General features: G+C 74.3%; 17 protein-coding genes. 12 read left to right on the top strand and 5 right to left on the bottom strand.

Annotated elements, in window-relative coordinates:
- Positions 1-40: 40 nt before the first annotated feature.
- Both QQY24_RS17800 and QQY24_RS17805 read left to right on the top strand, forming a co-directional pair.
- A complete protein-coding gene (locus tag QQY24_RS17800) occupies positions 41-3,169 on the top strand; it encodes a molecular chaperone Hsp90 (protein WP_301973677.1) in 3,129 nt (1,042 codons plus the stop codon).
- Between the two features lie 137 nt (positions 3,170-3,306).
- On the top strand, positions 3,307-4,182 hold the full coding sequence (locus QQY24_RS17805; RefSeq protein WP_301973678.1) for a hypothetical protein: 876 nt from the start codon (positions 3,307-3,309) through the stop codon (positions 4,180-4,182).
- A gap of 69 nt (positions 4,183-4,251) precedes the next feature.
- Here the strand turns inward: QQY24_RS17805 and QQY24_RS17810 are convergent, their stop codons facing one another.
- Together QQY24_RS17810 and QQY24_RS17815 are read right to left on the bottom strand one after the other, a co-directional pair.
- Positions 4,252-6,648, bottom strand: a complete 2,397-nt coding sequence (locus QQY24_RS17810) for an HAD-IC family P-type ATPase (protein WP_301973679.1) — start codon at positions 6,646-6,648, stop codon at positions 4,252-4,254.
- Positions 6,649-6,790: 142 nt separating this feature from the next.
- Positions 6,791-7,057 (bottom strand): DUF2530 domain-containing protein, encoded by a 267-nt coding sequence (locus QQY24_RS17815; protein WP_301973680.1) that lies wholly within the window; start codon positions 7,055-7,057, stop codon positions 6,791-6,793.
- 150 nt (positions 7,058-7,207) lie between these two features.
- On the opposite strand from QQY24_RS17815, the gene QQY24_RS17820 reads away from it, so the two are divergent.
- The 4 genes from QQY24_RS17820 to thpR all read left to right on the top strand — a co-directional run bounded on the left by QQY24_RS17820 (position 7,208) and on the right by thpR (position 11,415).
- Positions 7,208-8,656: an NCS2 family permease gene (locus QQY24_RS17820; protein WP_301973681.1), complete on the top strand. Its 1,449-nt coding sequence runs from the start codon at positions 7,208-7,210 to the stop codon at positions 8,654-8,656.
- Between the two features lie 287 nt (positions 8,657-8,943).
- On the top strand, positions 8,944-9,381 hold the full coding sequence (locus QQY24_RS17825) for a MarR family winged helix-turn-helix transcriptional regulator (RefSeq protein WP_301973682.1): 438 nt from the start codon (positions 8,944-8,946) through the stop codon (positions 9,379-9,381).
- Positions 9,382-9,409: 28 nt separating this feature from the next.
- Entirely contained in the window at positions 9,410-10,753 is a 1,344-nt protein-coding gene (locus QQY24_RS17830) for an MFS transporter (protein ID WP_301973683.1), read from the top strand.
- 89 nt (positions 10,754-10,842) lie between these two features.
- A complete protein-coding gene (gene thpR, locus QQY24_RS17835; RefSeq protein WP_301973684.1) occupies positions 10,843-11,415 on the top strand; it encodes an RNA 2',3'-cyclic phosphodiesterase in 573 nt (190 codons plus the stop codon).
- Positions 11,416-11,592: 177 nt separating this feature from the next.
- On the opposite strand, the gene QQY24_RS17840 is transcribed toward thpR, so the two are convergent.
- Positions 11,593-12,585, bottom strand: coding sequence for an aldo/keto reductase (locus tag QQY24_RS17840; protein ID WP_301973685.1), 993 nt, complete (start codon positions 12,583-12,585; stop codon positions 11,593-11,595).
- Between the two features lie 92 nt (positions 12,586-12,677).
- Positions 12,678-13,361, bottom strand: coding sequence for a GDSL-type esterase/lipase family protein (locus QQY24_RS17845; RefSeq protein ID WP_301973686.1), 684 nt, complete (start codon positions 13,359-13,361; stop codon positions 12,678-12,680).
- Positions 13,362-13,454: 93 nt separating this feature from the next.
- Here QQY24_RS17845 and QQY24_RS17850 point away from each other — a divergent pair, with 93 nt between their 5' ends.
- Complete coding sequence (locus tag QQY24_RS17850; protein WP_301973687.1) at positions 13,455-14,417, top strand: WD40 repeat domain-containing protein; 963 nt, start codon at positions 13,455-13,457, stop codon at positions 14,415-14,417.
- Positions 14,418-14,602: 185 nt separating this feature from the next.
- Here QQY24_RS17850 and serC read toward each other — a convergent pair whose 3' ends face one another.
- Positions 14,603-15,721, bottom strand: a complete 1,119-nt coding sequence (gene serC / locus QQY24_RS17855) for a phosphoserine transaminase (RefSeq protein ID WP_301973688.1) — start codon at positions 15,719-15,721, stop codon at positions 14,603-14,605.
- Positions 15,722-15,893: 172 nt separating this feature from the next.
- Between serC and QQY24_RS17860 the strand changes: the two genes are divergently transcribed.
- The 5 genes from QQY24_RS17860 (at position 15,894) to QQY24_RS17880 (ending at position 24,198) form a co-directional block, all read left to right on the top strand.
- The gene (locus QQY24_RS17860) at positions 15,894-18,743 is read left to right on the top strand and encodes an FAD-binding and (Fe-S)-binding domain-containing protein (protein WP_301973689.1); all 2,850 of its coding nucleotides are present in this window, start codon (positions 15,894-15,896) and stop codon (positions 18,741-18,743) included.
- Positions 18,744-18,949: 206 nt separating this feature from the next.
- On the top strand, positions 18,950-19,894 hold the full coding sequence (locus tag QQY24_RS17865; protein WP_301973690.1) for a DMT family transporter: 945 nt from the start codon (positions 18,950-18,952) through the stop codon (positions 19,892-19,894).
- 193 nt (positions 19,895-20,087) lie between these two features.
- Entirely contained in the window at positions 20,088-20,882 is a 795-nt protein-coding gene (locus tag QQY24_RS17870; protein WP_301973691.1) for a TIGR03084 family metal-binding protein, read from the top strand.
- The gene (locus QQY24_RS17875; protein ID WP_301973692.1) at positions 20,879-22,603 is read left to right on the top strand and encodes an acyclic terpene utilization AtuA family protein; all 1,725 of its coding nucleotides are present in this window, start codon (positions 20,879-20,881) and stop codon (positions 22,601-22,603) included. The genes QQY24_RS17870 and QQY24_RS17875 overlap by 4 nt, the downstream gene beginning before the upstream one ends.
- Entirely contained in the window at positions 22,600-24,198 is a 1,599-nt protein-coding gene (locus QQY24_RS17880; RefSeq protein WP_301973693.1) for an acyl-CoA carboxylase subunit beta, read from the top strand. Before QQY24_RS17875 ends, QQY24_RS17880 begins: the two co-directional genes overlap by 4 nt.
- Positions 24,199-24,288: the final 90 nt, after the last annotated feature.

Here is a 24,288-nt window from a genome sequence, read left to right on the forward strand (position 1 = left end):
GGGCGGTACCTTCGTCCTCACGTCGATGAGGAGTGTGAACGTGAGCAAGTACGTGCGTCCGGCGGCCGAGGGTGCCGACCCGTTCGGGACGGCCCGTCTGCGCCGCGGTGTCCTCGACGCGTGGGCCACCAGCCCCGCCCGGTTCCGCGAGGACGCCAACGCCGAGGAGGACCTCGTCCTCGGCGGTTACCGCGACCGGCTCGTGGTCGAGCTGGCCCAGAACGCCGCCGACGCCGCCGCCCGCGCGGGGGTGCCGGGCCGGCTCCGGCTCACCCTGCGCGACGGCGTCCTGGCCGCCGCGAACACCGGCGCCCCGCTGGACGCGGCCGGAGTCGAGTCGCTGTCCACCCTCAGGGCCTCCGCGAAGCGGGACGCCCACGACACGCCCAGCGCGGTCGGCCGGTTCGGCGTCGGCTTCGCCGCCGTGCTCTCCGTCAGCGACGAGCCCGCCGTCACCGGCCGGCACGGCGGGGTCCGCTGGTCCCTGGCCGAGGCGCGCGGGCTGGCCGCCGACACCGCCCGGCACAGCCCCGGCCTCGGCGACGAGATCCGGCGCCGCGACGGGCACGTGCCGCTGCTCCGCCTGCCCTTCGCCGCCGAGGGCTCCGCCCCCGACCCCTACGACACCGTCGTCATCCTGCCCCTGCGGGACACCGCCGCCACCGACCTCGCCGAGCGGCTCCTGCACGCCGTCGACGACGCCCTGCTCCTCGCCCTGCCCGGGCTGGAGGAAGTGGTGGTCGAGATCGGCGACCAGGCGCCGCGCACGCTGGGCCGCCGCACCGAGGGCGCCGTCACCGTCGTGACGGACACGCGGGACGGGACCACCCGCTGGCGCACCGTGTCCGCGCACGGCCCGCTCACCCCCGACCTGCTCGCCGACCGCCCGGTGGAGGAGCGCCTGCGCCCGCACTGGTCGGTGACCTGGGCCGTGCCGGCGGACGCCGGGGGCCGTCCGGTGCGCCCGCGGACCACCCCCGTCCTCCACGCCCCCACCCCCAGTGACGAGCCCCTCGGCTTCCCCGCCCTGCTCATCGCGTCCTTCCCGCTGGACACCACCCGCCGCCACGCGGCCCCCGGCCCGCTGACCGACTTCCTGGTGCAGCGCGCGGCCGACGCCTACGCCGAACTGCTCGCCGGCTGGCGCCCGGTCACCGAGGGCGTCATCGACCTCGTCCCCGGCCCGCTGGGCGGGGGCGAGCTGGACGGCGCCCTGCGCCGGGCCGTCCTGGAGCGGCTGCCGCGCACCGCGTTCCTGCCGCCGGCCGTGGAGGCCGAGGACGACGACGGGCTCCCGGAGGTCCTGCGGCCCCGGGACGCCGAGGTCGTCGAGGGCGCGGGGGCGGACACCGTACGGGTGCTGGCCGAGGTGCTGCCGACCCTGCTCCCCGCCGGTCTCGAACGCCGCGCCGAGCTGCGCACGCTGGGTGTCGCCCGGCTGCCGCTCGCGGACGCCGTCGACCGGCTCGCCGGGCTGGAGAAGGCCCCCGACTGGTGGCGGCGGCTCTACGACAGCCTCGCCGGGATCGACCCCGACCGGCTCTCCGGCCTGCCCGTGCCGCTGGCCGACGGCCGGACCGCCATCGGTCCCCGCCAGGTCCTGCTCCCCACCCCGGACGCCGCGTCCCTCGACCCGGACGTGCTCGGCCGGCTCGGGCTGAAGGTCGCCCACGAGGACGCCGCGCACCCGCTGCTGGAGAAGCTGGGCGCGCTGCCCGCGACCCCGCGCGCCGTGCTGACCACCCCGCAGGTGCGGGCCGCCGTGGCCGCCTCCCTGGACGACGGGGGCGGCGCCCTGTGGGAGGAGGACGCCCCGGACGCCGAGGAGCTGGCCGACACCGTCCTCGCCCTGGTCCGGGACGCCGGTCTGGACCCCGGCGACGAACCCTGGCTGGGCGCCCTCGCATTGCCCGACGAGGACGGCGAACTCGCCCCGGCGGGCGAACTCGTCTTCCCCGGGAGCCCGTTCGCCCGCGTGCTCCGCGAAGGCGAACTGGCGGCCGTCGACGCGGAGGTGGCGCGCAAGTGGGGTGAGCAGCCGCTGACGGCCTGCGGCGTCCTCGCCGACTTCGCGCTCGTGCGCGCCACCGACGTCGTCCTGGACCCGGACGAACTGGAGCCCCGCGAGGGCGACTTCGCCGAGCCGGACGACGCCGGACTGCTCGACGCCGTGGACGTGTGGTGCGAGGACGTCCTCGACCGCTTCCCCGACAGCCCCGTGCCCCCGGTCGCCACCGAACTCGTCGCCGTGCGCGACCTGGACCTGGTGGACGACGACCACTGGCCCGAGGCCCTCGCCCTGCTCGCCCGCCCGCCGCTGCGCGACGCCCTCACCCAGCCGGTGCGCGTCCTGCTGCCCGACGGCACCCACGAGGTCGTACGGCCGTACACCGCCTGGTGGCTGCGCGGGCACCCGGTCCTGGACGGCCGCCGCCCGGCCGGTCTGCTCGCCTCCGGCGGCGACCCGCTGCTGCGCGGCCTGTACGACGAGGCCGACGCCACCGGCTTCGAGGACGAGCAGGTGCTGCGCGCACTGGGCGTGCGCACCTCCGTGGCCGCCCTGCTGGACGAGCCGGGCGGCGCCGCCGAACTGCTGGACCGCCTGGCCGACCCCGGCCGCCGCGTCACCCCCGCCCAACTGCACGGCCTCTACGGCGCGCTGGCCGACCTCGACCCCGAGCAGGTGACCCTCCCGGAGGAGCTGCGGGCGGTGGTCGACGGCCGGGTGGAGGTCGTGGACGCCGCCGAGGCGGTGGTGGTCGACTCCCCGGACCTCCTGCCCTTCACCTCGGGCGTCCCGCTCCTGCCCGTGCGCCCGGCCCGCGCGGCGGAACTGGCGGAGCTGTTCCAGGTCCGCCGCCTGAGCGACTCGGTCACCGGCGAGGTGCACTCCGCGGGCACCGAACACGAGGTACCGGACCCGGTGCGGGTGCTGCTCGGCCCCCGCACCCCGGGCACGTACGTCGAACACGGGGAACTCGTCGTGGACGGCGTGGACGTCGACTGGCGGCTCACCGTCGACGGCGTCCTGCACGCGGCCACCCTGGAAGGCGTCGCGGCGGGCCTGGCCTGGGCGGCCGGCCAGTGGCCCCGCCGCTTCGAGGTCGCCGCGCTCCTGGAGGACCCGTCCCGCACGGAGGAACTGGCCCGGGACCGCTGGTTCGACTGAGGGGGCCACCGGAAGTTTTCACAGAACTTCCAGATGTCGTACAACCGTTTCCCTGTGTGGCGGGTCTGATCACATCGAGTCGCCTGACTCACGATCACTTGGACCCCGTGTCCACCTTTCTCCACACAGGGGAACGCATGCGCATACGTGCCACCGTGGCCGCCGTCACCGGCGCCCTGGCCCTCTCCGCCTTCGCCGTCCCGGCCGCGCAGGCCGCCGACGCCGGTTCGGCCTACCGCTCCGACGCCGCGAGGACCGTCTCGCACTCCGCGTCCGGCAAGACCGCCTTCACGGCCACCACCGCGGACGACGACCTGGGCGTCACCTTCTCGAACTTCAAGATCGCCGCCGCGATCAAGGTCGGTACGACCAACCACGTCTCCACCACGGTCACCTACACGATGACCCACGGGGCCGACTACGTCCTCGGCTCCGACGACTTCGCCAACGGCCCCTTCCTCTACAAGGGCTCCTCGTCCGACACCGCGGACAACATGCTGTTCGGCGACGCCCCGGCCGACTGCACCGCCACCTCGGCGACGACGGCCAGCTGCAAGGGCCTCATCGACGTCTACCCCGGTGACGACGAGCTGCTGAACTCCGACGCCGGCACCTGGTCGGCCGGTGCGCTCGCGCTCCAGTACAGCACCGGCGACGGGTCCGTCCAGGACGGCCTGGGCAAGACCAACGTCCAGCGCTACTCCAAGCTGACGGTCAACGCCGCGCCGGAGCCGGTGAAGAAGGGCAAGACCGTCACGGTCACCGGCAAGCTCTCCCGCGCCAACTGGGAGGACCACGCGTACCACGGCTACACCGGCCAGTCGGTGAAGCTCCAGTACCGCGCGAAGAGCTCCAGCACCTACACCACGCTGAAGACCGTCAAGACGGACTCCACGGGCAACCTGAAGACGACGACCACCGCGACGGCCGACGGCTACTACCGCTTCTCCTTCGCGGGCACCACGACCACCCCGTCGGTCAGCGCCGCGGGCGACTACGTCGACGTGCAGTAGGCACCACCACCTTCGTTCCGGCCCCGGCAGCGCCCGCGCTGCCGGGGCCGGAACGTTTCCCCCGCCGGCTCACGGCGCGCACCGGCGGTCCACCCGGCGCCACAGGGGTTCCAGGGCCGCCGCTGCCGCCACCGCCACCGCCACCGCCGTCCACGGCATCGTGACGCCCACGAGCCGGAGGGCGAAGAAGTCCTGCAGCGCAGGGACGGCGAGGACGAGCACGAAGGCGGCGGCCATGGCGGCCACCAGGACCACCCGCCACCAGGTGTACGGGCGGGCGACGACCGCCAGGACCCACAGGGAGACCAGGAACAGGGTCAGGGTGGCCGCGCTGGTCTCCGCGGCCAGCGCGCCGGGGCCGGCGTAGTGGTGGCGGGCGAGCAGGTACGTCGCGAAGGTCGCGGCCGCGGCCACCACCCCGCCCGGCACCGAGTACCGCATCACGCGCCGCACGAAGTGCGGTCGCGCCCGCTCCCGGTTGGGGGCCAGCGCCAGGAAGAAGGCCGGGACGCCGATGGTCAGGGTGGACAGCAGGGTCAGGTGCCGGGGCAGGAAGGGGTAATCGACCTGCCAGCACACCACCAGTAGCGCCAGCAGCACCGAGTAGACCGTCTTGACCAGGAACAGCGTGGCCACGCGCGTGATGTTGCCGATCACCCGGCGGCCCTCGGCGACCACCGAGGGCAGGGCCGCGAAACCGTCGTCCAGCAGGACGATCTGCGCGACCGCCCGGGTCGCCTCCGAGCCCGAGCCCATCGCGACGCCGATGTCGGCGTCCTTCAGGGCGAGGACGTCGTTCACCCCGTCGCCCGTCATCGCGACCGTGTGCCCGCGCGAGCGCAGCGCGCCGACCATCTCCCGCTTCCGCCGGGGGGTGACCCGGCCGAAGACGGTCCCCTCGTCCACCGCGTCCGCCAGGCCCCGCCGGTCGGCGGGCAGCAGCCGCGCGTCCACCGCCGTGCCGGGCAGGCCCAGCCTGCCGGCGACCGCGCCGACGGACACCGCGTTGTCGCCGGAGACCACCTTGGCGCGGACGTCCTGCTCGGCGAAGTAGCGCAGGGTGTCGGCGGCGTCCAGGCGCAACCGCTGTTCGAGGGCGACCAGGGCGGCCGGGCGCGCCCCCCGGGCCGGCTCGGCGTCGTCCAGGTCGCGCACGGCACGGGCCAGCAGCAGCACCCGCAGCCCCCGCTCGTTCAGGCGCCCGGTCTCGGCCAGGGCGGGGTCGTCGGGCGAGAGCAGGACGTCCGGCGCGCCCAGCAGCCACGTACTGGTCTCCCCGTCGCCCTCGCCGAAGGCGGCGCCGCTGTACCCGCGCGCGGAGGAGAACGGCAGCGACTCCACGCAGCGCCACTCCCCGCTGTCCGGGTAGGCGTCGATGACCGCCCGGAGCGAGGCGTTGGGGCGCGGGTCGGACTCGCCGAGCGCGCCGAGCACCTTGCGCACGTACGACTCGTCGGCCCCGTCCAGCGGCCGCAGCCCGGTCACGTCCATGCCGCCCTCGGTGAGCGTGCCCGTCTTGTCCAGGCAGACGGTGTCGACGCGGGCCAGCCCCTCGATGGCCGGCAGTTCCTGCACCAGGCACTGCCTGCGGCCCAGCCGGATGACCCCGATCGCGAAGGCGACGGAGGTGAGGAGCACCAGCCCCTCCGGGACCATCGGCACGATCCCGCCGACCGTGCGGGCCACCGCGTCCCCCGCCCCGTCGTCCTCGACCACCAGCTGGGTGACGACCAGTCCGATCGCGGCCGGGACCATCATCCACGTCACGTACTTCAGGATCGTGGAGACGCCCGTGCGCAGTTCGGAGTGGACCAGGGTGAAGCGGGAGGCCTCCTCGGTGAGCTGCGCGGCGTACGCCTCCCGGCCCACCCTGGTCGCCGTGAAGGCCCCGCCGCCCGCGACCACGAAGCTCCCCGACATCACCGGGTCCCCCGGGCGCTTGACGACCGGGTCGGCCTCGCCCGTCAGCAGCGACTCGTCGATCTCCAGACCGTCGGCCTCGGCGCACACCCCGTCCACCACGACCTTGTCGCCGGGGCCGATCTCGATGACGTCGTCCAGCACGATCTCGTGCGTGGCCACCTCGGCGGCCACGCCGTCCCGGCGGACCGTCGGCCGGGCCCCGCCGATCACGGCGAGTGAGTCGAGGGTCTGCTTCGCCCGCCACTCCTGCGCGATGCCGATGGCGGTGTTGGCGAGGACCACGAAGCCGAAGAGGCCGTCCTGGACCGGTGCGACGAACAGCGTGATCAGCCAGAGCACGCCGATGATGGCGTTGAACCGGGTGAAGACGTTGCCGCGGACGATCTCGCCCGGCGAGCGGCTGCTGCGCACCGGTACGTCGTTGACCTGACCCCGCGCGACGCGCTCCGCGACCTCGGCCCCGGTCAGTCCGGCCGGGGGTGCCGGCGGCAGGGCCACCGGATGCACGGGGTCGAGTTCGGCTCCCGCGTCGATGTGGGTCATGCAATCGACGGTACGTGCGGTCCGGTCCGCCCGCCCACCTTCGACCCGCCCACCTCCGGGCGGTCGCACCTCCGGCGGCCCGGGCGGGAGGCCGGGGAGCAGGGGCGCCGGAGGACCGGGGCGGGAGGCCGGGAGCCGGGGTCTATTCGGCCGGGGCCGGCCGCACCGCCGCCGCCCGCTTGATGGCGGCGTCCCGCCGCCGCACGTACCAGACGCCGATCAGCCCCAGCCCGCCCCCCGCCAGGCAGGTCCACAGCCACCACAGGTGGCCGTGGTCGTCGAACCAGCCGTAGAAGGGGAGCTGGACCAGGAAGAGGACGAACCACACGACCGTGACGCCGGTGATGGTGGCGACCACGGGCCCCTCCAGGGGCTCCGGCGCCTCGTGCTCGGGGGTCCACTTAGCCATGGGGACAGCTTACGAGGCGATCAGGTCTACGCGCGGAGATAGCGATCTTTCCCTTATATCTTCATACTGAAGCCGTTTGTCCTTGACCGCTTCTTATCGTAGGAAACTCCAACGGGGCTCGGGGGAACCCCGTCGGTGATGAGGTCCCGCATGCCCACCTCGGCCCCCGCCAAGGTCCCCGTGCCCGAAGAGGGCGGAGCGCCGGCCAACGGCGCCCTCGACCGTTACTTCAAGATCTCCGAGCGTGGCAGCACCCTCGCGCGGGAGATCCGTGGCGGTTTCGCCACCTTCTTCGCGATGGCGTACATCATCGTGCTGAACCCGATCATCCTCAGCAGCGCGAAGGACATGTACGGGCACCACCTGGACAACGGCCAACTGGTCACGGCCACCGCGCTGACGGCGGCGTTGACCACGCTGCTGATGGGCGTCATCGGCAACGTGCCGATCGCGCTCGCCGCCGGCCTCGGCGTGAACTCCGTCGTCGCCCTCCAGCTCGCACCCCGCATGTCCTGGCCCGACGCCATGGGCATGGTCGTCCTGGCCGGCTTCGTGGTCATGCTGCTGGTCGCCACGGGTCTGCGCGAGCGCGTGATGAACGCGGTGCCGTTCGGCCTGCGCAAGGCGATCTCCATCGGCATCGGCCTGTTCATCATGCTGATCGGCCTGGTCGACTCCGGGTTCGTCACCCGCATGCCGGACGCCGCCCAGACCACGGTCCCGCTCCAGCTCGGCGGCAACGGCCACCTCAACGGCTGGCCGGTGCTCGTCTTCGTCCTGGGCGCACTGCTCACCTTCGCCCTGATCGTCCGCAGGGTGCCGGGCGCGATCCTGATCTCCATCGTCGGCATGACCGCCCTGGCGCTGATCATCAACTCGGTCGCCACGGTCCCCTCCTGGGGCCTGACGGTGCCGAAGTGGCCGGGCAACCCGGTGGCCACGCCCGACTTCGGCCTGATCGGCAAGGTCAGCCTGTTCGGCGGCTTCTCCGAGGTCGGCGTGTTGACCGGCGTCCTGTTCGTCTTCACGGTCCTGCTGTCGTGCTTCTTCGACGCGATGGGCACGATCATGGGCATCGGCGACGAGGCCAGGCTGACCGACGCCCAGGGCTACCTGCCCGGCATCAACAAGGTCCTGCTGGTCGACGGCCTCGCGGTCGCCGCGGGCGGTGCCAGCTCCTCCTCGGCCACCACCGCCTTCGTGGAGTCCACGGCGGGCGTCGGCGAGGGCGCGCGCACCGGCTTCGCGAACGTCGTCACCGGCGCCCTCTTCGCGGTGGCCCTCTTCCTCACCCCGGTCGCCACGATGGTCCCGTCCCAGGCCGCCACCCCGGCCCTGGTCGTGGTGGGCTTCCTGATCCTGTCGAACTCCGTCAAGGAGATCGACTGGGCGGACCACACCATCGCGGTCCCGGCGTTCGTGACCATGCTGATGATGCCGTTCACCTACTCGATCACCAACGGCATCGGCATGGGCTTCATCACCTTCGTGATCCTGCGCCTGGCCGCCGGCCGGGCCCGGGAGGTCCCGACGCCGATGTACGCGGTCGCGGCGGTCTTCGCCTTCTACTACCTGATGCCGGCCCTGGGCCTGACCTGATCCGGCGGCCGGGGGCGCCCCCGGCCGAGCCGCCGCCGACGAGCGTGCGGGACCACGTGGTGCCGCACGCTCGTTCCTCTTCCGCCCGCTCCCGCCCCCACCCCGATCTGGCCCCGCTCCGTCCCCGGTGCCGCCCCGTCCCGGCCTCGGGGCCGCCGGGCACTCCCCGCCCGGAACCCATTGATCCGTTCACTCGTCCGGGTGATCGTGATTCAGTGGTGGGCGTCACGGGCATACATGTGCGCCCCGGTGGTACTTAGTCAGGGTAATGAGTTACGCTAAAGAACATGCCGGACCTTGCCCATGGTGACGACGCCGCCGCCGTGAACTCCCTGCGCTCCGCCGTGATGCGGCTCTCCCGTCGGCTCAAGCACCAGCGGGTCGACGAGTCGCTGAGCCCCACCGAGATGTCGGTGCTCGGCACCCTCTCCCTGTGCGGCCGGGCCACCCCGGGTGAACTGGCCCGCAAGGAGCACGTGCAGCCGCCGTCGATGACCCGCATCGTGGCGCTGCTCGAAGCCAAGGGACTGGTCCGGCTGGAGCCGCACCCCGAGGACCGGCGCCAGAAGGTCGTCACCAGGACGGAACAGGCGGAGGTGATGCTCGAGGAGAGCCGCCGCAAGCGCAACGCGTTCCTGGCCGGCCTCGTCGAGGCCCTCGACGAGGACGAGTGGGCGAAACTGCGCGCCGCCGCCCCGGTACTGGAGAAGCTCGCCCATCTGTAAGTCCACGTTTCCGAGGAGGCGAACCCTTTTGAGTACGGGACCCGGAGCAGCTTCCGCCCCCGCACCGACCCCTACTACCCCCGCGGCCGGCAAGTCCTCGATGTTCAGCTCGCTGAAGATCCGGAACTACCGCCTGTTCTTCATCGGCCAGGTCGTCTCCAACACCGGTACCTGGATGCAGCGCATCGCCCAGGACTGGCTCGTGCTCAGCCTCACCGGCTCCTCCGCGGCCGTCGGCATCACCACGGCCCTGCAGTTCCTGCCGATGCTCCTGTTCGGTCTCTACGGCGGCGTCCTCGTGGACCGGCTGCCCAAGCGGCCCACCCTGCTGGTCACCCAGACCGCGATGGCCCTCACCGGGCTCGCCCTCGCCTTCCTGACCCTCTCCGGACACGTCCAGGTCTGGCACGTCTACCTCGTCGCCTTCGCCGTCGGCCTCGCCACCGTCGTCGACAACCCGGCCCGCCAGTCGTTCGTCTCCGAGATGGTCGGACCCGACCAGCTCCAGAACGCGGTCGGCCTGAACTCCGCGAACTTCCAGTCCGCCCGCCTCGTCGGCCCCGCCGTCGGCGGCCTCCTGATCACCGGCGTGGGCACCGGCTGGGCGTTCCTCCTCAACGGCCTGTCCTTCGTCGCCCCCATCGCCGGCCTGCTGCTCATGCGCGCCCGCGAACTGCACGCGGTGCGGCGCGCCCCGCGCGGCAAGGGCCAGCTGCGCGAGGGCCTGCGCTACGTCGCCGGCCGCCCGGAGCTGATCTGGCCGATCGTCCTCGTCGGATTCATCGGCACCTTCGGCTTCAACTTCCCCGTGTGGCTGTCGGCCTACGCGGACGACGTCTTCCACGCCGGCGCGGGCGCCTACAGCCTCTTCAACACCCTGATGGCCGCCGGCTCCCTCTGCGGCGCCCTGCTCGCCGCCCGGCGCGGCAGGTCCCGGCTGCGGCTGCTGATCGCCGCCGCGCTGGCCTTCGGCGCGCTGGAGACCGTGGCCGCGCTGGCGCCGTCGTACTGGCTGTTCGCCCTGCTGATGGTCCCCATCGGTGTCTTCGGCCTCACGGTCAACGTCACCGCCAACACCGCCGTGCAGATGTCCACCGACCCGGCCATGCGCGGCCGGGTGATGGCCCTGTTCATGATGGTGTTCACCGGCGGCACGCCGCTGGGCGCGCCGGTCGTCGGCTGGATCACCGACACCTACGGCGCCCGGGTCAGCTTCGCCTCCGGCGGCCTCATCGCCGCCGCGGCGGCCGGCGCCATCGGCCTGGTCCTGGCCCGCATCGGCAACCTGCGCCTGTCGGTCGGCTGGCACCGCGGCCACCCGCGGATCCGGTTCGTCCCCCGGGACCGGGGACAACTGGCGACGGCGGCCTGACCCCGGCCCCCGCGCTCCCTCCGGGCCCCGGACGGCCGCCCCGGACCCTTCCGGGGCCCCAGGGGGCGCGGGGCTGGGAGGGTGGGGGCATGAGACTCTTCGCCGCCGTGCTGCCCCCCGAGGACGTCGCGGACGAACTCGCCGCCGAGGTGGCCCGCCTGCGCGGGCTGCCCGGCGCCGACGGGCTGCGCTGGACCGGCCGCCCCGGCTGGCACTTCACGCTCGCCTTCTACGGCGAGGTCGCCGACGACCTCGTACCCGGCCTGTCGGACCGCCTCGCCCGCGCCGCCCACCGCACCGCGCCCTTCCCGCTCGCCCTGTCGGGCGGCGGCCGGTTCGGCGGGGGCAGGGCCCTGTGGGCGGGTGCCTCGGGCGACGTGGCGGCCCTCCGCCTGCTCGCCGGGCGCGCGGAGGCCGCGGCGCGCAGGGCGGGCGTGCCGATGGGGGAGCCCCGGCACTACAAGGCCCACCTGACCCTGGCCCGCGGCCGGGGCCCGGTGGACGTACGGCCGCACGTCGACGCCCTCGACGGCTTCACCGGCCGCACCTGGACGGTGGCCGACCTGGCCCTGGTCCGCAGCCACCTGCCCCGCTCCGGCGCGCCCGGCGAACAGCCCCACTACGAGACGGTCGCCCGCTGGGCACTGGGCGGGCCCGGTTAGGCTCGGCGCGTGGACCCGAAAACCCGGAACCGGATCATGGCCGGTGCGCTCGTTCTCCTGTTCGTGGTGGTGGCGCTGGCGGCGGCCCTCAGGTAGGGCCCGGCGGGCGGCACCGGCGCCGTCCGGTCCGCGGCCGTCCCGCCGCGGACCGGACGCGCCGGTGCCGCCCTCCCGGTGCTACCAGGCGAAGGCCTCCGGGGACGGGCCCGGACCGGGGAAGATCTCGTCGAGGTCGGCCAGCAGTTCCTCGCCCAGCTCCAGCTCGACCGCCCGCAGCGCCGACTCGAGCTGCTCGGCGGTGCGCGGGCCGACGATCGGGCCGGTGACGCCGGGCCGGGTCAGCAGCCACGCCAGGGCCACCTCGCCGGGCTCCAGACCGTGCTTGCCGAGCAGGTCCTCGTAGGCCTGGATGCGCGCCCGGGCAGCGGGGTCGGCCAGCGTGTCGGCGGCCCGTCCGGAGGCACGGCGACCGCCCTGGACCTCCTTCTTGATCACTCCGCCGAGCAGGCCGCCCTGCAGCGGCGACCAGGGGATGACCCCGAGGCCGTACTCCTGCGCGGCCGGGATGACCTCCATCTCGGCGCGGCGCTCGGCGAGGTTGTACAGGCACTGCTCGCTGACGAGCCCGATGGTGCCGCCCCGGCGGGCGGCGGTCTCGTTCGCCTGGGCGATCTTGTAGCCGGGGAAGTTGGAGGATCCGGCGTAGAGGACCTTCCCCTGCTGGACCAGGACGTCGATCGCCTGCCAGATCTCCTCGAACGGAGTGCCGCGGTCGACGTGGTGGAACTGGTAGAGGTCGATGTGGTCGGTCCGCAGCCGCTTCAGGCTGGCGTCCACCGCCCGCCGGATGTTGAGCGCGGAGAGCTTGTCGTGGTTCGGCCAGGCCTCGCCGTCGGCGCCCATGTTGCCGTACACCTTGGTGGCGAGGACGACCTTGTCGCGCCGCCCGCCGCCCTTGGCGAACCAGTCGCCGATGATCGACTCGGTCCGCCCCTTGTTCTCACCCCAGCCGTACACGTTGGCGGTGTCGAAAAGGTTGATGCCCGCGTCCAGCGCCGCGTCCATGATCGCGTGGCTGTCCGCCTCGTCGGTCTGCGGCCCGAAGTTCATCGTCCCGAGAACGAGCCGACCCACCTTGAGCCCCGTGCGTCCTAGCTGTGTGTACTTCATGGTTCACCAGCCAACGTCTTCGAGTGCGCTCGAGGCAAGCGGCCGGCGGGCCGCCCGGGCGGGAGCCGGCGGCCGGGAACCCGCGCGCACGGTCAGCGGGCGCCGCCCGCGTAGGGCTGTCCGACCCCCCACGCCTCCCACATCGCCGCCGCGAACGCCCCCGCCACCTTGTGCTCGCCGCTCGCGTTCGGGTGCGTGCCGTCGTAGGTGTCGGCGTCGATGTCGTACGCGTCCGGCGGCGAGGCCAGCAGCAGCGGGGAGCGGGGCTCGTCCAGGTCGGCGACCGTCTTGGCGAGCAGGGTGTTGAAGAGGTCCACCTGGGCGGCGAAGGACGGGTCCGTCCGGGCCCGGACGTTCGGGATCACCGGCAGCAGCACCATGCGGACGCGCGGCCGGGCCCCGCGCGCACCGGTGACGAAGTCCCGTACGTTGTGCGCCGTCTGCTCGGCGTTCGTGTAGAAGCCCAGGTCGATCAGGCCGAGGGAGACCAGCAGGACGTCGGCCCGGTGCTCGCGCACGGCCGCGCCGATCCGCGGCGCCATGTGCAGCCAGCCCTCGCCCCAGCCGGCCAGGTGGGCGCGGGGGAAGCCCGGTTCGGCGTAGGCGTACGACGTCGGCGCCCCGGCGGCCTGGTCGTACAGCTCCTCGCGCGGGCCGACGAACGTGAACGGCTCGCCGTACGTCTCGCACAGGTGGCGCCACAGCCGGTAGCGCCAAGTGTGTTCACCCGCGCTCCCGATCGTCATGGAGTCACCCACGGGCATGAACCTGAGCATCCGCTCATGATGGACGATCGCGCGGGCGGGCGGAGTGTGAGGCCCGCCACGTCAGGTGCCGGCGACCGGCGCCGGGGATGGCAGGCTTGGGGCATGCGCCGACCGTCCGCCGTCCTTGCCGGAGTGCTGCTCGCGGGTTGCTGTGCCCTGCCCGCCTCCGCCGCCGACGGTGACCGGGGGTTCACCATCAAGGACCCCCGGATCACCGAGTCCAGCGGCCTGGCCGCCTCCCACCTGCACCCGGGGGTCTACTGGACGCACAACGACAGCGACGACGGGCCGTACCTGTACGCCGTGGACAGCGCGACCGGGAAGACCGTCGCCACCGTCACCCTGCGCGGCATCGGCTCCCCGCGTGACGTGGAGGCCGTCTCGATCGGCCCCGGCAACCAGATCTACGTCGGCGACATCGGCGACAACCTCGGCGGGAAGTGGCCGTACGTGTGGATCTACCGGCTGCCCGAGCCGAAGGTGCTGGAGGACCAGGCGGTCACGGCCGTGCAGTACGTCGTGAAGTACGCCGACGGGGCGCGGGACGCCGAGTCGCTGGTGGTGCACCCGAAGACCGGGCGGGTGTACATCATCGACAAGAACCAGGACGGCGGGCACCTGTACCAGGGGCCCGCGCACCTGTCGGCCTCCGGCGCGAACGTTTTCGAGCCGGTCGCCCCGGTGGACCTGTGGGCCACCGACGCGGCCTTCTCCCCGGACGGGCGGCAGCTCGCGGTGCGCGGCTACTTCGGCGGTGTCTACTACGGCTTCGACGGCGGCCGGATCAAGCGCGAGGGGCGGCTCGACGTGCCCCTGCAGGGGCAGGGCGAGTCCCTGACCTACTCCGCCGACGGCACCAGGCTGATGTACGGCAGCGAGGGCGCGGACAGTTCGGTGCAGGCCGAGGACGCGCCGGGCCGGAGCTCCGGCCCGGCGTCCCCGGGGAGCGGCGGCTCCGCCGCGGGCGGGGGCGGTGCCGGGACGAGCGGGGGCGTCGGGCTGGGGGCCGTCGTCGCCGTCGGCGCGGTCGTCCTCCTGTGGATGCGGCGGCGGCGCAGGAGCTGAGGCGGCACGCGCCGCCGGTCCCGGCGCGAGCCGGACTCCGGTGGCACCGGCGGCGCCCCGGAGGGGAAGCGGACGGGCGGGCGGCCCGGGACCGGCCCCGGCGGGAGGCCGGCCCGCACGGTGACGCGGAAAGGGGGCGCCCGGTGCACGCACCGGGCGCCCCCGCAGCCGTGGGGCGGTGTCCGCTACAGCTTCTCGATCACGTAGTCGACGCACTTCGTGAGCGCCTCGACGTCCGCCGGGTCGATCGCCGGGAACATCGCGACGCGCAGCTGGTTGCGGCCGAGCTTGCGGTACGGCTCGGTGTCCACGACGCCGTTGGCGCGCAGCACCTTGGCGACGGCGGCCGCGTCGATCTCGTCGGCGAAGTCGATCGTGCCGATGACCTGCGAGCGCTGGGCCGGGTCCGAAACGAACGGGGCGGCGTACTTGGACTCCTCCGCCCAGGTGTACAGGCGGGTCGAGGAGTCCTTGGTGCGCGCCGTGGACCAGTCCAGGCCGCCCTGGCCGTTCAGCCACTCCAGCTGCTGGTTCAGCAGGAAGAGGGTGGCGAGCGCCGGGGTGTTGTACGTCTGGTCCTTGCGCGAGTTGTCGATCGCCGTGGGCAGGCTGAAGAACTCCGGGACGTGGCGGCCGGAGGCGTGCACGCGCTCGGCGCGCTCGATCGCCGCCGGGGAGAAGACGCCGATCCACAGGCCGCCGTCGGAGGCGAAGGACTTCTGCGGGGCGAAGTAGTAGACGTCGGTCTCGGCGACGTCCACCGGCAGGCCGCCGGCGCCGCTCGTCGCGTCCACCAGCACCAGGGCGCCCTCGTCGGCACCGGCCACGCGCCGGATCGGCATGGCGACGCCGGTGGAGGTCTCGTTGTGGGTGAGGGCGTACACGTCGACGCCCGCCTCGGCCCGCGCCTCGGGGTGGGTGCCCGGGTCGGCGGCGATCACGCTCGGCTCGGCCAGCCACGGGGCGAGCCTGGCCGCCTTCGCGAACTTGGAGGAGAACTCGCCGAACGTCAGGTGCTGGGACCTGTGTTCGATCAGACCGTGGGTGGCGATGTCCCAGAAGGCGGTGGACCCGCCGTTGCCGAGGACGACCTCGTACCCGTCGGGGAGGGAGAACAGGGAGCTGATGCCTTCGCGGACCTGGCCCACCAGCTTCTTGACCGGGGCCTGGCGGTGGGAGGTGCCGAGCAGGGAGCTGCCGGTCGCGGCGAGCGCGTCCAGCGCCTCGGTGCGCACCTTGGAGGGGCCCGCGCCGAAGCGTCCGTCGGCGGGCTTGATGTCAGCGGGAATCTGGATGTCGGCCACGCAAGGAGGTTAGCCGCTGGGGGAAACCGGGGCGAAGCGACGTCCGTCGGGTGAGACGGCTTTTCACCGGGTGTCCGAGGGGGCCGCGCCCCCGGACCCCGGCCCGGCGGGGCCCCGTCCGCGGGCCCCGGGCGGGCTGCCCGTACCGGGCGCGGGCTGGTTTGCTGGGCGTATGACGGATCTCGCGGGTGAACTGCGCAGGACGGTCCGGGGCGAGGTCGGCTTCGACGCCGCCTCCCGGGCGCTCGTGACCATGGACGCCTCCAACTACCGGCGGGTCCCCCTCGGGGTCGTGGCCCCCCGGGACGCCGAGGACGTCGCGGCGGTGCTGGAGGTGTGCCGGGCGCGCGGGGTCCCGGTGGTCGCGCGGGGCGGGGGCACCTCCATCGCGGGGCAGGCCACCGGCACCGGCGTGGTGCTGGACTTCACCCGGCACATGAACGGCCTGCTGGAGCTGGATCCGGCCGCCCGCACCGCCGTCGTCCAGCCCGGCCTCGTCCTCGACCGCCTCCAGGAGGCCGCCGCCCCGCACGGCCTGCGCTTCGGCCCCGACCCGTCCACCCACAGCCGGTGCACGCTCGGCGGGATGATCGGCAACAACTCCTGCGGCTCCCACTCGGTCGCCTGGGGAACCACCGCGGACAGCGTGCGCGAGCTGTCCGTGCTCACCGCGCGCGGGCGGCGGCTGCGGCTCGGGCGGGACTGGGCGGGGGCGCCGGACGGGCTGCGAGAACTGGCCGAAACCGAGCGGGCCCGGCTGCGCACCGGCTTCCCCGACCTGCCCCGCCGCATCTCCGGGTACGCCCTGGACGCGCTGCTGCCCGAGAACGGCGCCGACGTCGCCCGCTCCTTCTGCGGCTCCGAGGGCACCCTCGGGGTGCTCACGGAGGCCGTCGTGCGCCTGGTCGAGGCCCCGCGCGCGCGTGCGCTCGCGGTGCTGGCGTACGCCGACGAGGGCGCTGCCGCCGAGGCCGCCGCCGGACTCCTCCCGCTCGGGCCGCTGACGGTGGAGGGCATGGCCGCCGACCTGGTCCGCCGGCCGGCCGGGCTGCCCCGGGGCGGCGCCTGGCTGTTCGTGGAGACCGGGGGGCGGACGGCGGCCGAGGCGCACGCGCGTGCCGGGGCGGTCGTCCGGGCGGCCGACGTGACCGACTCCCTCGTGGTGACCGACCCGGCGGCCCAGCGGGCCCTGTGGCGCATCCGCGAGGACGCCGCCGGCACCGCCACCCGGATGCCCGACGGCTCCGAGGCCTGGCCCGGCTGGGAGGACTGCGCGGTGCCGCCCGCCCGGCTCGGCGCCTACCTGCGCGACTTCCGCGCCCTGCTCGCCGCCCACGGCCTGCGGGGCACGCCCTACGGCCACTTCGGGGACGGCTGCATCCACGTCCGCGTCGACTTCGACCTGCTCACCGCGGCGGGCGTCGGCCGCTTCCGGCGCTTCTCCGAGGAACTGGCCGACCTGGTCGTCGCCCACGGCGGCTCGCTGTCCGGGGAGCACGGCGACGGGCAGGCCCGCGCGGAACTGCTGCCGCGCATGTACGGCGAGGGGACGGTGCGCCTCTTCGAGCGGGCCAAGGCGGTCTGGGACCCCGACGACCTGCTCAACCCCGGCGTGCTGGTCCGCCCGGCCCCGCTGGACGAGGGCCTGCGCTTCTCGGTCCTGCCGCGCCGCCCGGTCGACGTCGCCTTCGGCTACCCGGCCGACGGCGGCGACTTCCGGGCGGCCGTCCGCCGCTGCGTCGGCGTCGCCAAGTGCCGCACGGCCACCGTGGCCGGGCCCGCCGTGATGTGCCCCTCCTTCCGGGCGACCGGCGAGGAGGAGCACTCCACCCGGGGACGGGCCCGGCTGCTGCACGAGATGCTCGCGGGCGACGTCGTCACGGACGGCTGGCGCTCACCGGAGGTGCGCGACGCCCTGGACCTGTGCCTGGCCTGCAAGGGCTGCCGCTCGGACTGCCCGGTCGGCGTCGACATGGCCACCTACAAGGCCGAGTTCCTGCACCACCACTACGCCGGCCGGCGCCGCCCGGCCGCCCACTACGCGCTGGGGTGGCTGCCGGTGTGGCTGCGCTGGGCGGCCCGCACGCGCACCGCCCCGCTGGTCAACGCGCTCGCCTCCGTCCGCCCGGCGGCCGGCCTGGCCAGGCGGCTCGCCGGGATCACGCCGGAGCGGGAGATCCCCCGCCTGGCGCGGGAGCCGTTCACCCGCTGGTGGCGCCGGCGGCGGAAGCGCTCCCGCGCCGCCGGGGCGCCGGTCGTGCTGTGGCCCGACACCTTCACCGAGCACCTCTCGCCCTCCGTCGGCCGGGCGGCCGTGCGGGTCCTGGAAGCGGCGGGCCTGCGCCCCGTCCCCCCGCCGTCCCGCCCCCTGGGCGGCACCGTCTGCTGCGGCCTGACCTACGTCTCCACCGGCCAGCTCGACCGGGCCCGCGCGGTGCTGCGCCGCACACTGGACCTCATGGAACCGGTGCTGCGGACCGACGCCCCCGTCGTCGTCCTGGAACCGAGCTGCGCGGCGGCCCTCCGCTCCGACCTGCCCGAACTCCTGCACGACGACCCGCGCGCGGCCCGCCTCGCCGCCCGCGTCCTCACCTTCGCCGAAGCGCTGGAGCGGCACGCCCCCGACTGGACCCCGCCCGCCCTGAACCGCCCGGTCACCGGTCAGACCCACTGCCACCAGCACGCCGTCCTCGGTGACGGCGCCGACCGCCGCCTGCGCGCGGCCGCGGGCCTGACCGGCGAGCTGACCGGCGGCTGCTGTGGCCTCGCCGGCGACTTCGGCTTCGGGAAGGGCCACTTCGAGGTCTCGCGCACCTGCGCCGAGGAGCAGCTGCTGCCCGCCGTGCGGCAGGCGCCCCCGGACGCGGTGGTCCTGTCGGACGGCTACTCCTGCCGTACCCAGCTGGAACAGCTCGCCGGCGTGCGGGGACGCCACCTGGCGGAGGCGCTGGCGGAAGGGCTCGCGGCAGGGCGGGCGGAGGCGCCGGTGGAGGCGAAGGGGACGGTGGAGGCGGGGGAGTAGGTGGAAGGCCGGCGTGCGTCCGCGCCGCGGGGGCGGTGTGCGTCCGCGCCGCGGGCGCCGTCGGCCGCCCGGCATCCGAACACGGCGCGTCTCAGCATCCAGGACAGGCACGTACCAGGTGCACACTCCTGTCGAGGTCCATTACCCTGGACTCAGTAGTACATCCAGATGAACATGATCCGTTCCGAGACAGCCCAGGACCGCCCGTGACCTCCTCCAGCGCCGCCGCACCCTCGACGCGACACGCGCCCGGCTCCGGCGGCGGCCCGGGTCGGTTCGGCTCCCCCGGCTCCCTCGGTCCCGTCGGGCTGGTGCTGGCCGGGGGCGTCTCGGTGCAGTTCGGCGGGGCGCTCGCGGTGACCCTCATGCCGAGGGCGGGCGCACTCGGCATCGTCACGCTGCGGCTCCTCGCGTCGGCCGTGGTCCTGCTGCTGGTCTGCCGGCCCCGGCTGCGCGGCCACTCGCGCTCCGACTGGGGCACGGTGATCGCGTTCGGGATCGCCATGGGCGCGATGAACAGCCTGTTCTACGAGGCGATCGCCCGCATCCCCCTGGGTCCCGCCGTCACCCTGGAGGTCCTCGGCCCGCTGGCCCTGTCCGTCCTGGCCTCCCGCCGGATCGCCAACGCCCTCTGGGCCGGGCTGGCCCTCGCGGGTGTCTTCCTGCTCGGCGGCGGAAACTTCGGCACCCTGGACCCCATAGGCGTGGTCTACGGCCTGGGGGCCGGCGCCATGTGGGCGGCTTACATCATCTTCAGCGCCCGTACCGGCCGCCGCTTCCCGCAGGCGGACGGGCTGGCCCTCGCCATGACGGTGGCGGCCCTGCTGGCCCTGCCGATGGGCACCGCCGAGGCCGGCACCCGCCTCCTGAACCCCGTCACCCTCGGTCTCGGCTCGGCCGTCGCCATGCTCTCCTCGGTCCTGCCCTACACCCTCGAACTCCTGGCCCTGCGCCGCCTGCCCGCCTCCACCTTCGCCGTCCTCATGAGCCTGGAACCGGCCCTCGCGGCAACGGCCGGCTTCCTGGTCCTCGGCCAGGCGCTCTCCGCCACCGAGGTCGCCGCGATCGCCCTGGTCATCGTCGCGAGCATCGGTGCGGTACGCACGCGGGTGGCCCGGGGGAAGGCGCCGGAGCCGGTTCCGGAGGCCTGACGGGGCGGTTCCGGGGCCGTCCGGTCACCCGCGGACGGCCTCCGGCCCGGAGGCCGTCCCATCCGTCCCGCCCGCCCCGCCCGCCCCGCCCGCCCCGTCCGCGTCGGCCCCGGCCCGTCGACCCCGTCGTGCCCAGCGCCAAATTCATGCAAGCACGCTTGATTGTTTCTCGGGGCGCTGCCATGCTCCCCCCATGTCCGACCCGATGCGCGTCCACGACGACCTGTGTGAGGAAAGCGCCCAACTCGATTTCCTGGTGGCCGAGTTGAGTGAAGAGGAGTGGGGCCGGGCGACGCCCGCGCCCCGGTGGGACATCGCCCACCAGATCGCCCACCTGCACTGGACGGACCACGCCGCCCTGCTCGCCCTCACGGACGAGGACGGCTTCCGCGGGGTCGTGGAGAAGGCGCTCGCCGCGCCCGGCTCCTTCGTCGACGAGGCGGCCGAGGAGGGCGCCCGCCTCCCGCCCGCCGAACTGCTGGCGCGGTGGCGGCAGGAGCGGGCCGCGCTGGACACGGCGTTGCGGGCGGCACCGGGCGGCAGCCGGTTCCCCTGGTTCGGACCGCCCATGTCGGCTGCCTCCATGGCCACCGGGCGGCTCATGGAGACCTGGGCCCATGGGCAGGACGTGGCAGACGCCCTGGGTGTGGTGCGCGCACCCACCGACCGGCTCTGTCATGTGGTCCGCATCGGGGTGCGAGCCCGGGACTTCGCGTTCGGGGCGCGGGGACTGCCCGTGCCCGAGGAGGAGTTCCGCATCGAGGTCCGGGCGCCCTCGGGCGAACTGTGGGCGTTCGGTCCCGAGGACGCCCGGCAGCGGGTCACCGGTCCGGCCCTGGACTTCTGCCTGCTCGTCACCCAGCGCGCGCACCGTGCCGACCTCGGCGTCCGGGCCGAGGGCCCGGACGCCAACCGCTGGCTGGACATCGCCCAGGCCTTCGCGGGCCCACCCGGCACCGGCCGTCCCCCGAAGGACACCGGCCGGTGAGTGCCGGGCCCCGGCCGGGAAGCCTGCGCATCGGCAACTTCTCCGGCTTCTACGGGGACCGCTCCGCCGCCCTGCGGGAGATGCTGACCGGCGGGGAGGTCGACGTCCTCACCGGTGACTACCTCGCCGAACTCACCATGCTCATCCTCGGCCGCGACCGGCTGGGGGACCCGGCCGCCGGATACGCCCGCACCTTCCTGCGCCAGCTGGAGGACTGCCTCGGCCTCGCGCACGAGCGCGGGGTGCGGATCGTCAGCAACGCGGGCGGCCTCAACCCGGCCGGACTCGCCGGCGCCGTGCGGGAGCTGGCCGGCCGGCTCGGCGTCCCGGTGCGGGTCGCGCACGTCGAGGGCGACGACCTGACCGCCTCCCACCCGGGCGCCCTGGCCGCCCACGCCTACCTCGGCGGCTTCGGCATCGCCGCGTGCCTGCGGGCCGGCGCCGACGTCGTGATCACCGGCCGGGTGACCGACGCGGCCCTCGTCACCGGGCCCGCCGCCGCCCACTTCGGCTGGCGGCCCGGGGACCACGACCGGCTCGCGGGCGCCGTCGTCGCCGGGCACGTCCTGGAGTGCGGGACGCAGGCGACCGGCGGGAACTACGCCTTCTTCGAGGAGGGGGACGTACGCCGTCCCGGCTTCCCGCTCGCCGAGGTCCACGCCGACGGCAGCAGCGTGATCACCAAGCATCCCGGCACCGGCGGCTTCGTCGACGTCGGCACGGTCACCGCCCAGCTGCTGTACGAGACCGCCGGCGCCCGCTACCCCGGGCCCGACGTCACCGCCCGGCTGGACACCGTGCGGCTGAGCCGGGACGGGCCGGACCGGGTGCGTGTCGAGGGGGTGCGCGGGGAGGCGCCGCCGCCCGCCCTCAAGGTCGGTCTCAACCGGCTGGGCGGCTTCCGCAACGAGATCGTCTTCGTCCTCACCGGTCTCGGCGTCGAGGCCAAGGCGGCCCTCGTCCGGGAACAGCTGGCCGGCGTCCTCGCCGCGTCACCGCCGGACGAGGTCCGCTGGGAGCTGGTCCGCACCGACCGTGCCGACGCCGACAGCGAGGAGACGGCCAGCGCCCTGCTGCGGCTCGTCGTGCGGGACGCGGACCAGCGGGTCGTCGGGCGGGCGCTGAGCGGGGCCGCGATCGAGCTGGCCCTGGCCAGCTACCCCGGATTCCACGTGCTGGCCCCACCCGGTAAGGGCGAGCCCTACGGAGTCTTCGAGGACGTGTCCGTCCCCCAGAGTGCCGTCGACCACGTGGCGGTCCTCCACGACGGGCGCCGTATCCCTGTGGCACCGGCCTACGACGCCCCCGTGACCGACGGTCCCACCGGGACACCGCCCCTCCAGGTACCGCTCCCCGAACCACCCCTGCCCGCCCCCCTCCCGCCCGGCCCCACCCGCCGCGCCCCCCTCGGCCTGGTCGCCGGGGCCCGCAGCGGGGACAAGGGCGGCGACGCCAACGTCGGGGTGTGGGCGCGGTCGGAGGAGGCCTGGCGCTGGCTCGCGCACGAGCTGACCGCCGACCGGTTCCGGGAGCTGATCCCCGAAAGCCGCGGCCTGCCCGTCACCCGGCACGCGCTGCCGAACCTGCGCGCCCTCAACTTCGTCGTGACGGGGATCCTCGGCGCGGGCGTCGCCGCCCGGCACCGCTTCGACCCGCAGGCCAAAGCGCTCGGCGAATGGCTGCGCTCCCGCCACCTGGACATCCCGGAGGCCCTGCTGTGACGGTTCTCGACACCGCCCTGGACACCCACGGCCCCGACCACCGGGCCAACCGCGACGCCCTGCTCGCCAAGCTCGCCGGCCTGGAGGCCGAGCACGCCAAGGCGCTCGCGGGCGGCGGCGAGAAGTACGTCGCCCGGCACCGCGGGCGCGGCAAGCTGCTCGCCCGCGAGCGCATCGAACTGCTCCTGGACCCGGACACCCCCTTCCTGGAGCTGTCCCCGCTGGCGGCCTGGGGCAGCGAGTACCCGGTCGGCGCCTCCCTGGTCACCGGCATCGGCGTGGTCGAGGGCGTGGAGTGCCTGATCACCGCCAACGACCCGACCGTGCGCGGCGGCGCCAGCAACCCGTGGAGCCTGAGGAAGGCCCTGCGCGCCAACGACATCGCGCTCGCCAACCGGCTGCCCTGCGTCAGCCTGGTGGAGTCGGGCGGTGCCGACCTGCCCTCCCAGAAGGAGATCTTCATCCCGGGCGGGGCCGTCTTCCGCGACCTGACCCGCCTGTCGGCCGCCGGCGTCCCCACCGTCGCCGTCGTCTTCGGCAACTCCACGGCCGGCGGCGCCTACGTCCCCGGCATGTCCGACCACGTCATCATGGTCAAGGAACGCGCGAAGGTGTTCCTCGGCGGGCCGCCGCTGGTGAGGATGGCCACCGGCGAGGAGAGCGACGACGAGTCCCTGGGCGGCGCGGAGATGCACGCGCGCGTGTCGGGCCTCGCCGACCACTTCGTTGTGGACGAGCGGGACGCCCTGCGCCAGGCCCGCCGCGTGGTCGCCCGCCTCAACCACCGCAAGGCGTACCCGGACCCGGGCCCGGCCGAGCCGCCCAGGTACGACGCGGAGGAACTGCTCGGCATCGTCCCCGGCGACCTGAGGACGCCCTTCGACCCGCGCGAGGTCATCGCCCGGATCGTCGACGGCTCCGACTTCGACGAGTTCAAGCCGCTGTACGGGACGAGCCTCGTGACCGGCTGGGCGCGCCTGCACGGCTACCCGGTCGGCATCCTCGCCAACGCCCGGGGCGTGCTGTCCAGCCCCGAGTCCCAGAAGGCCGCCCAGTTCGTCCAGCTGGCCAACCAGCGCGACATCCCCCTGCTCTTCCTGCACAACACCACCGGCTACATGGTCGGCCGGGAGTACGAGCAGGGCGGGATCATCAAGCACGGCGCGATGATGATCAACGCGGTGAGCAACAGCCGGGTCCCGCACCTGTCGGTGCTCATCGGGGCCTCCTACGGCGCCGGGCACTACGGCATGTGCGGGCGCGCCTACGACCCGCGCTTCCTGTTCGCCTGGCCCAGCGCCAAGTCGGCCGTCATGGGCCCGCAGCAGCTCGCGGGCGTGCTGTCGATCGTCGCCCGGCAGTCGGCGGCGGCCAAGGGACAGCCGTACGACGAGGACGCGGACGCCGCCCTGCGGGCGATGGTGGAGCAGCGGATCGAGTCCGAGTCGCTGCCGATGTTCCTGTCCGGGCGGCTGTACGACGACGGCGTCATCGACCCGCGCGACACCCGCACCGTGCTCGGCCTGTGCCTGTCCGCGATCCACACCGCCCCCTACCAGGGCGCGCGCGGCGGCTTCGGCGTCTTCCGGATGTGAGGGAACCCCAGTGACCCCGACGACCCCCGTGACCCCGACGACCCCCGTGGCCCCGACGACCCCCGTGGTCCCAACGGCTCCACGGACCCC

Source organism: Streptomyces sp. TG1A-8 (assembly GCF_030499535.1).
In the GTDB taxonomy this organism is placed as follows: domain Bacteria; phylum Actinomycetota; class Actinomycetes; order Streptomycetales; family Streptomycetaceae; genus Streptomyces.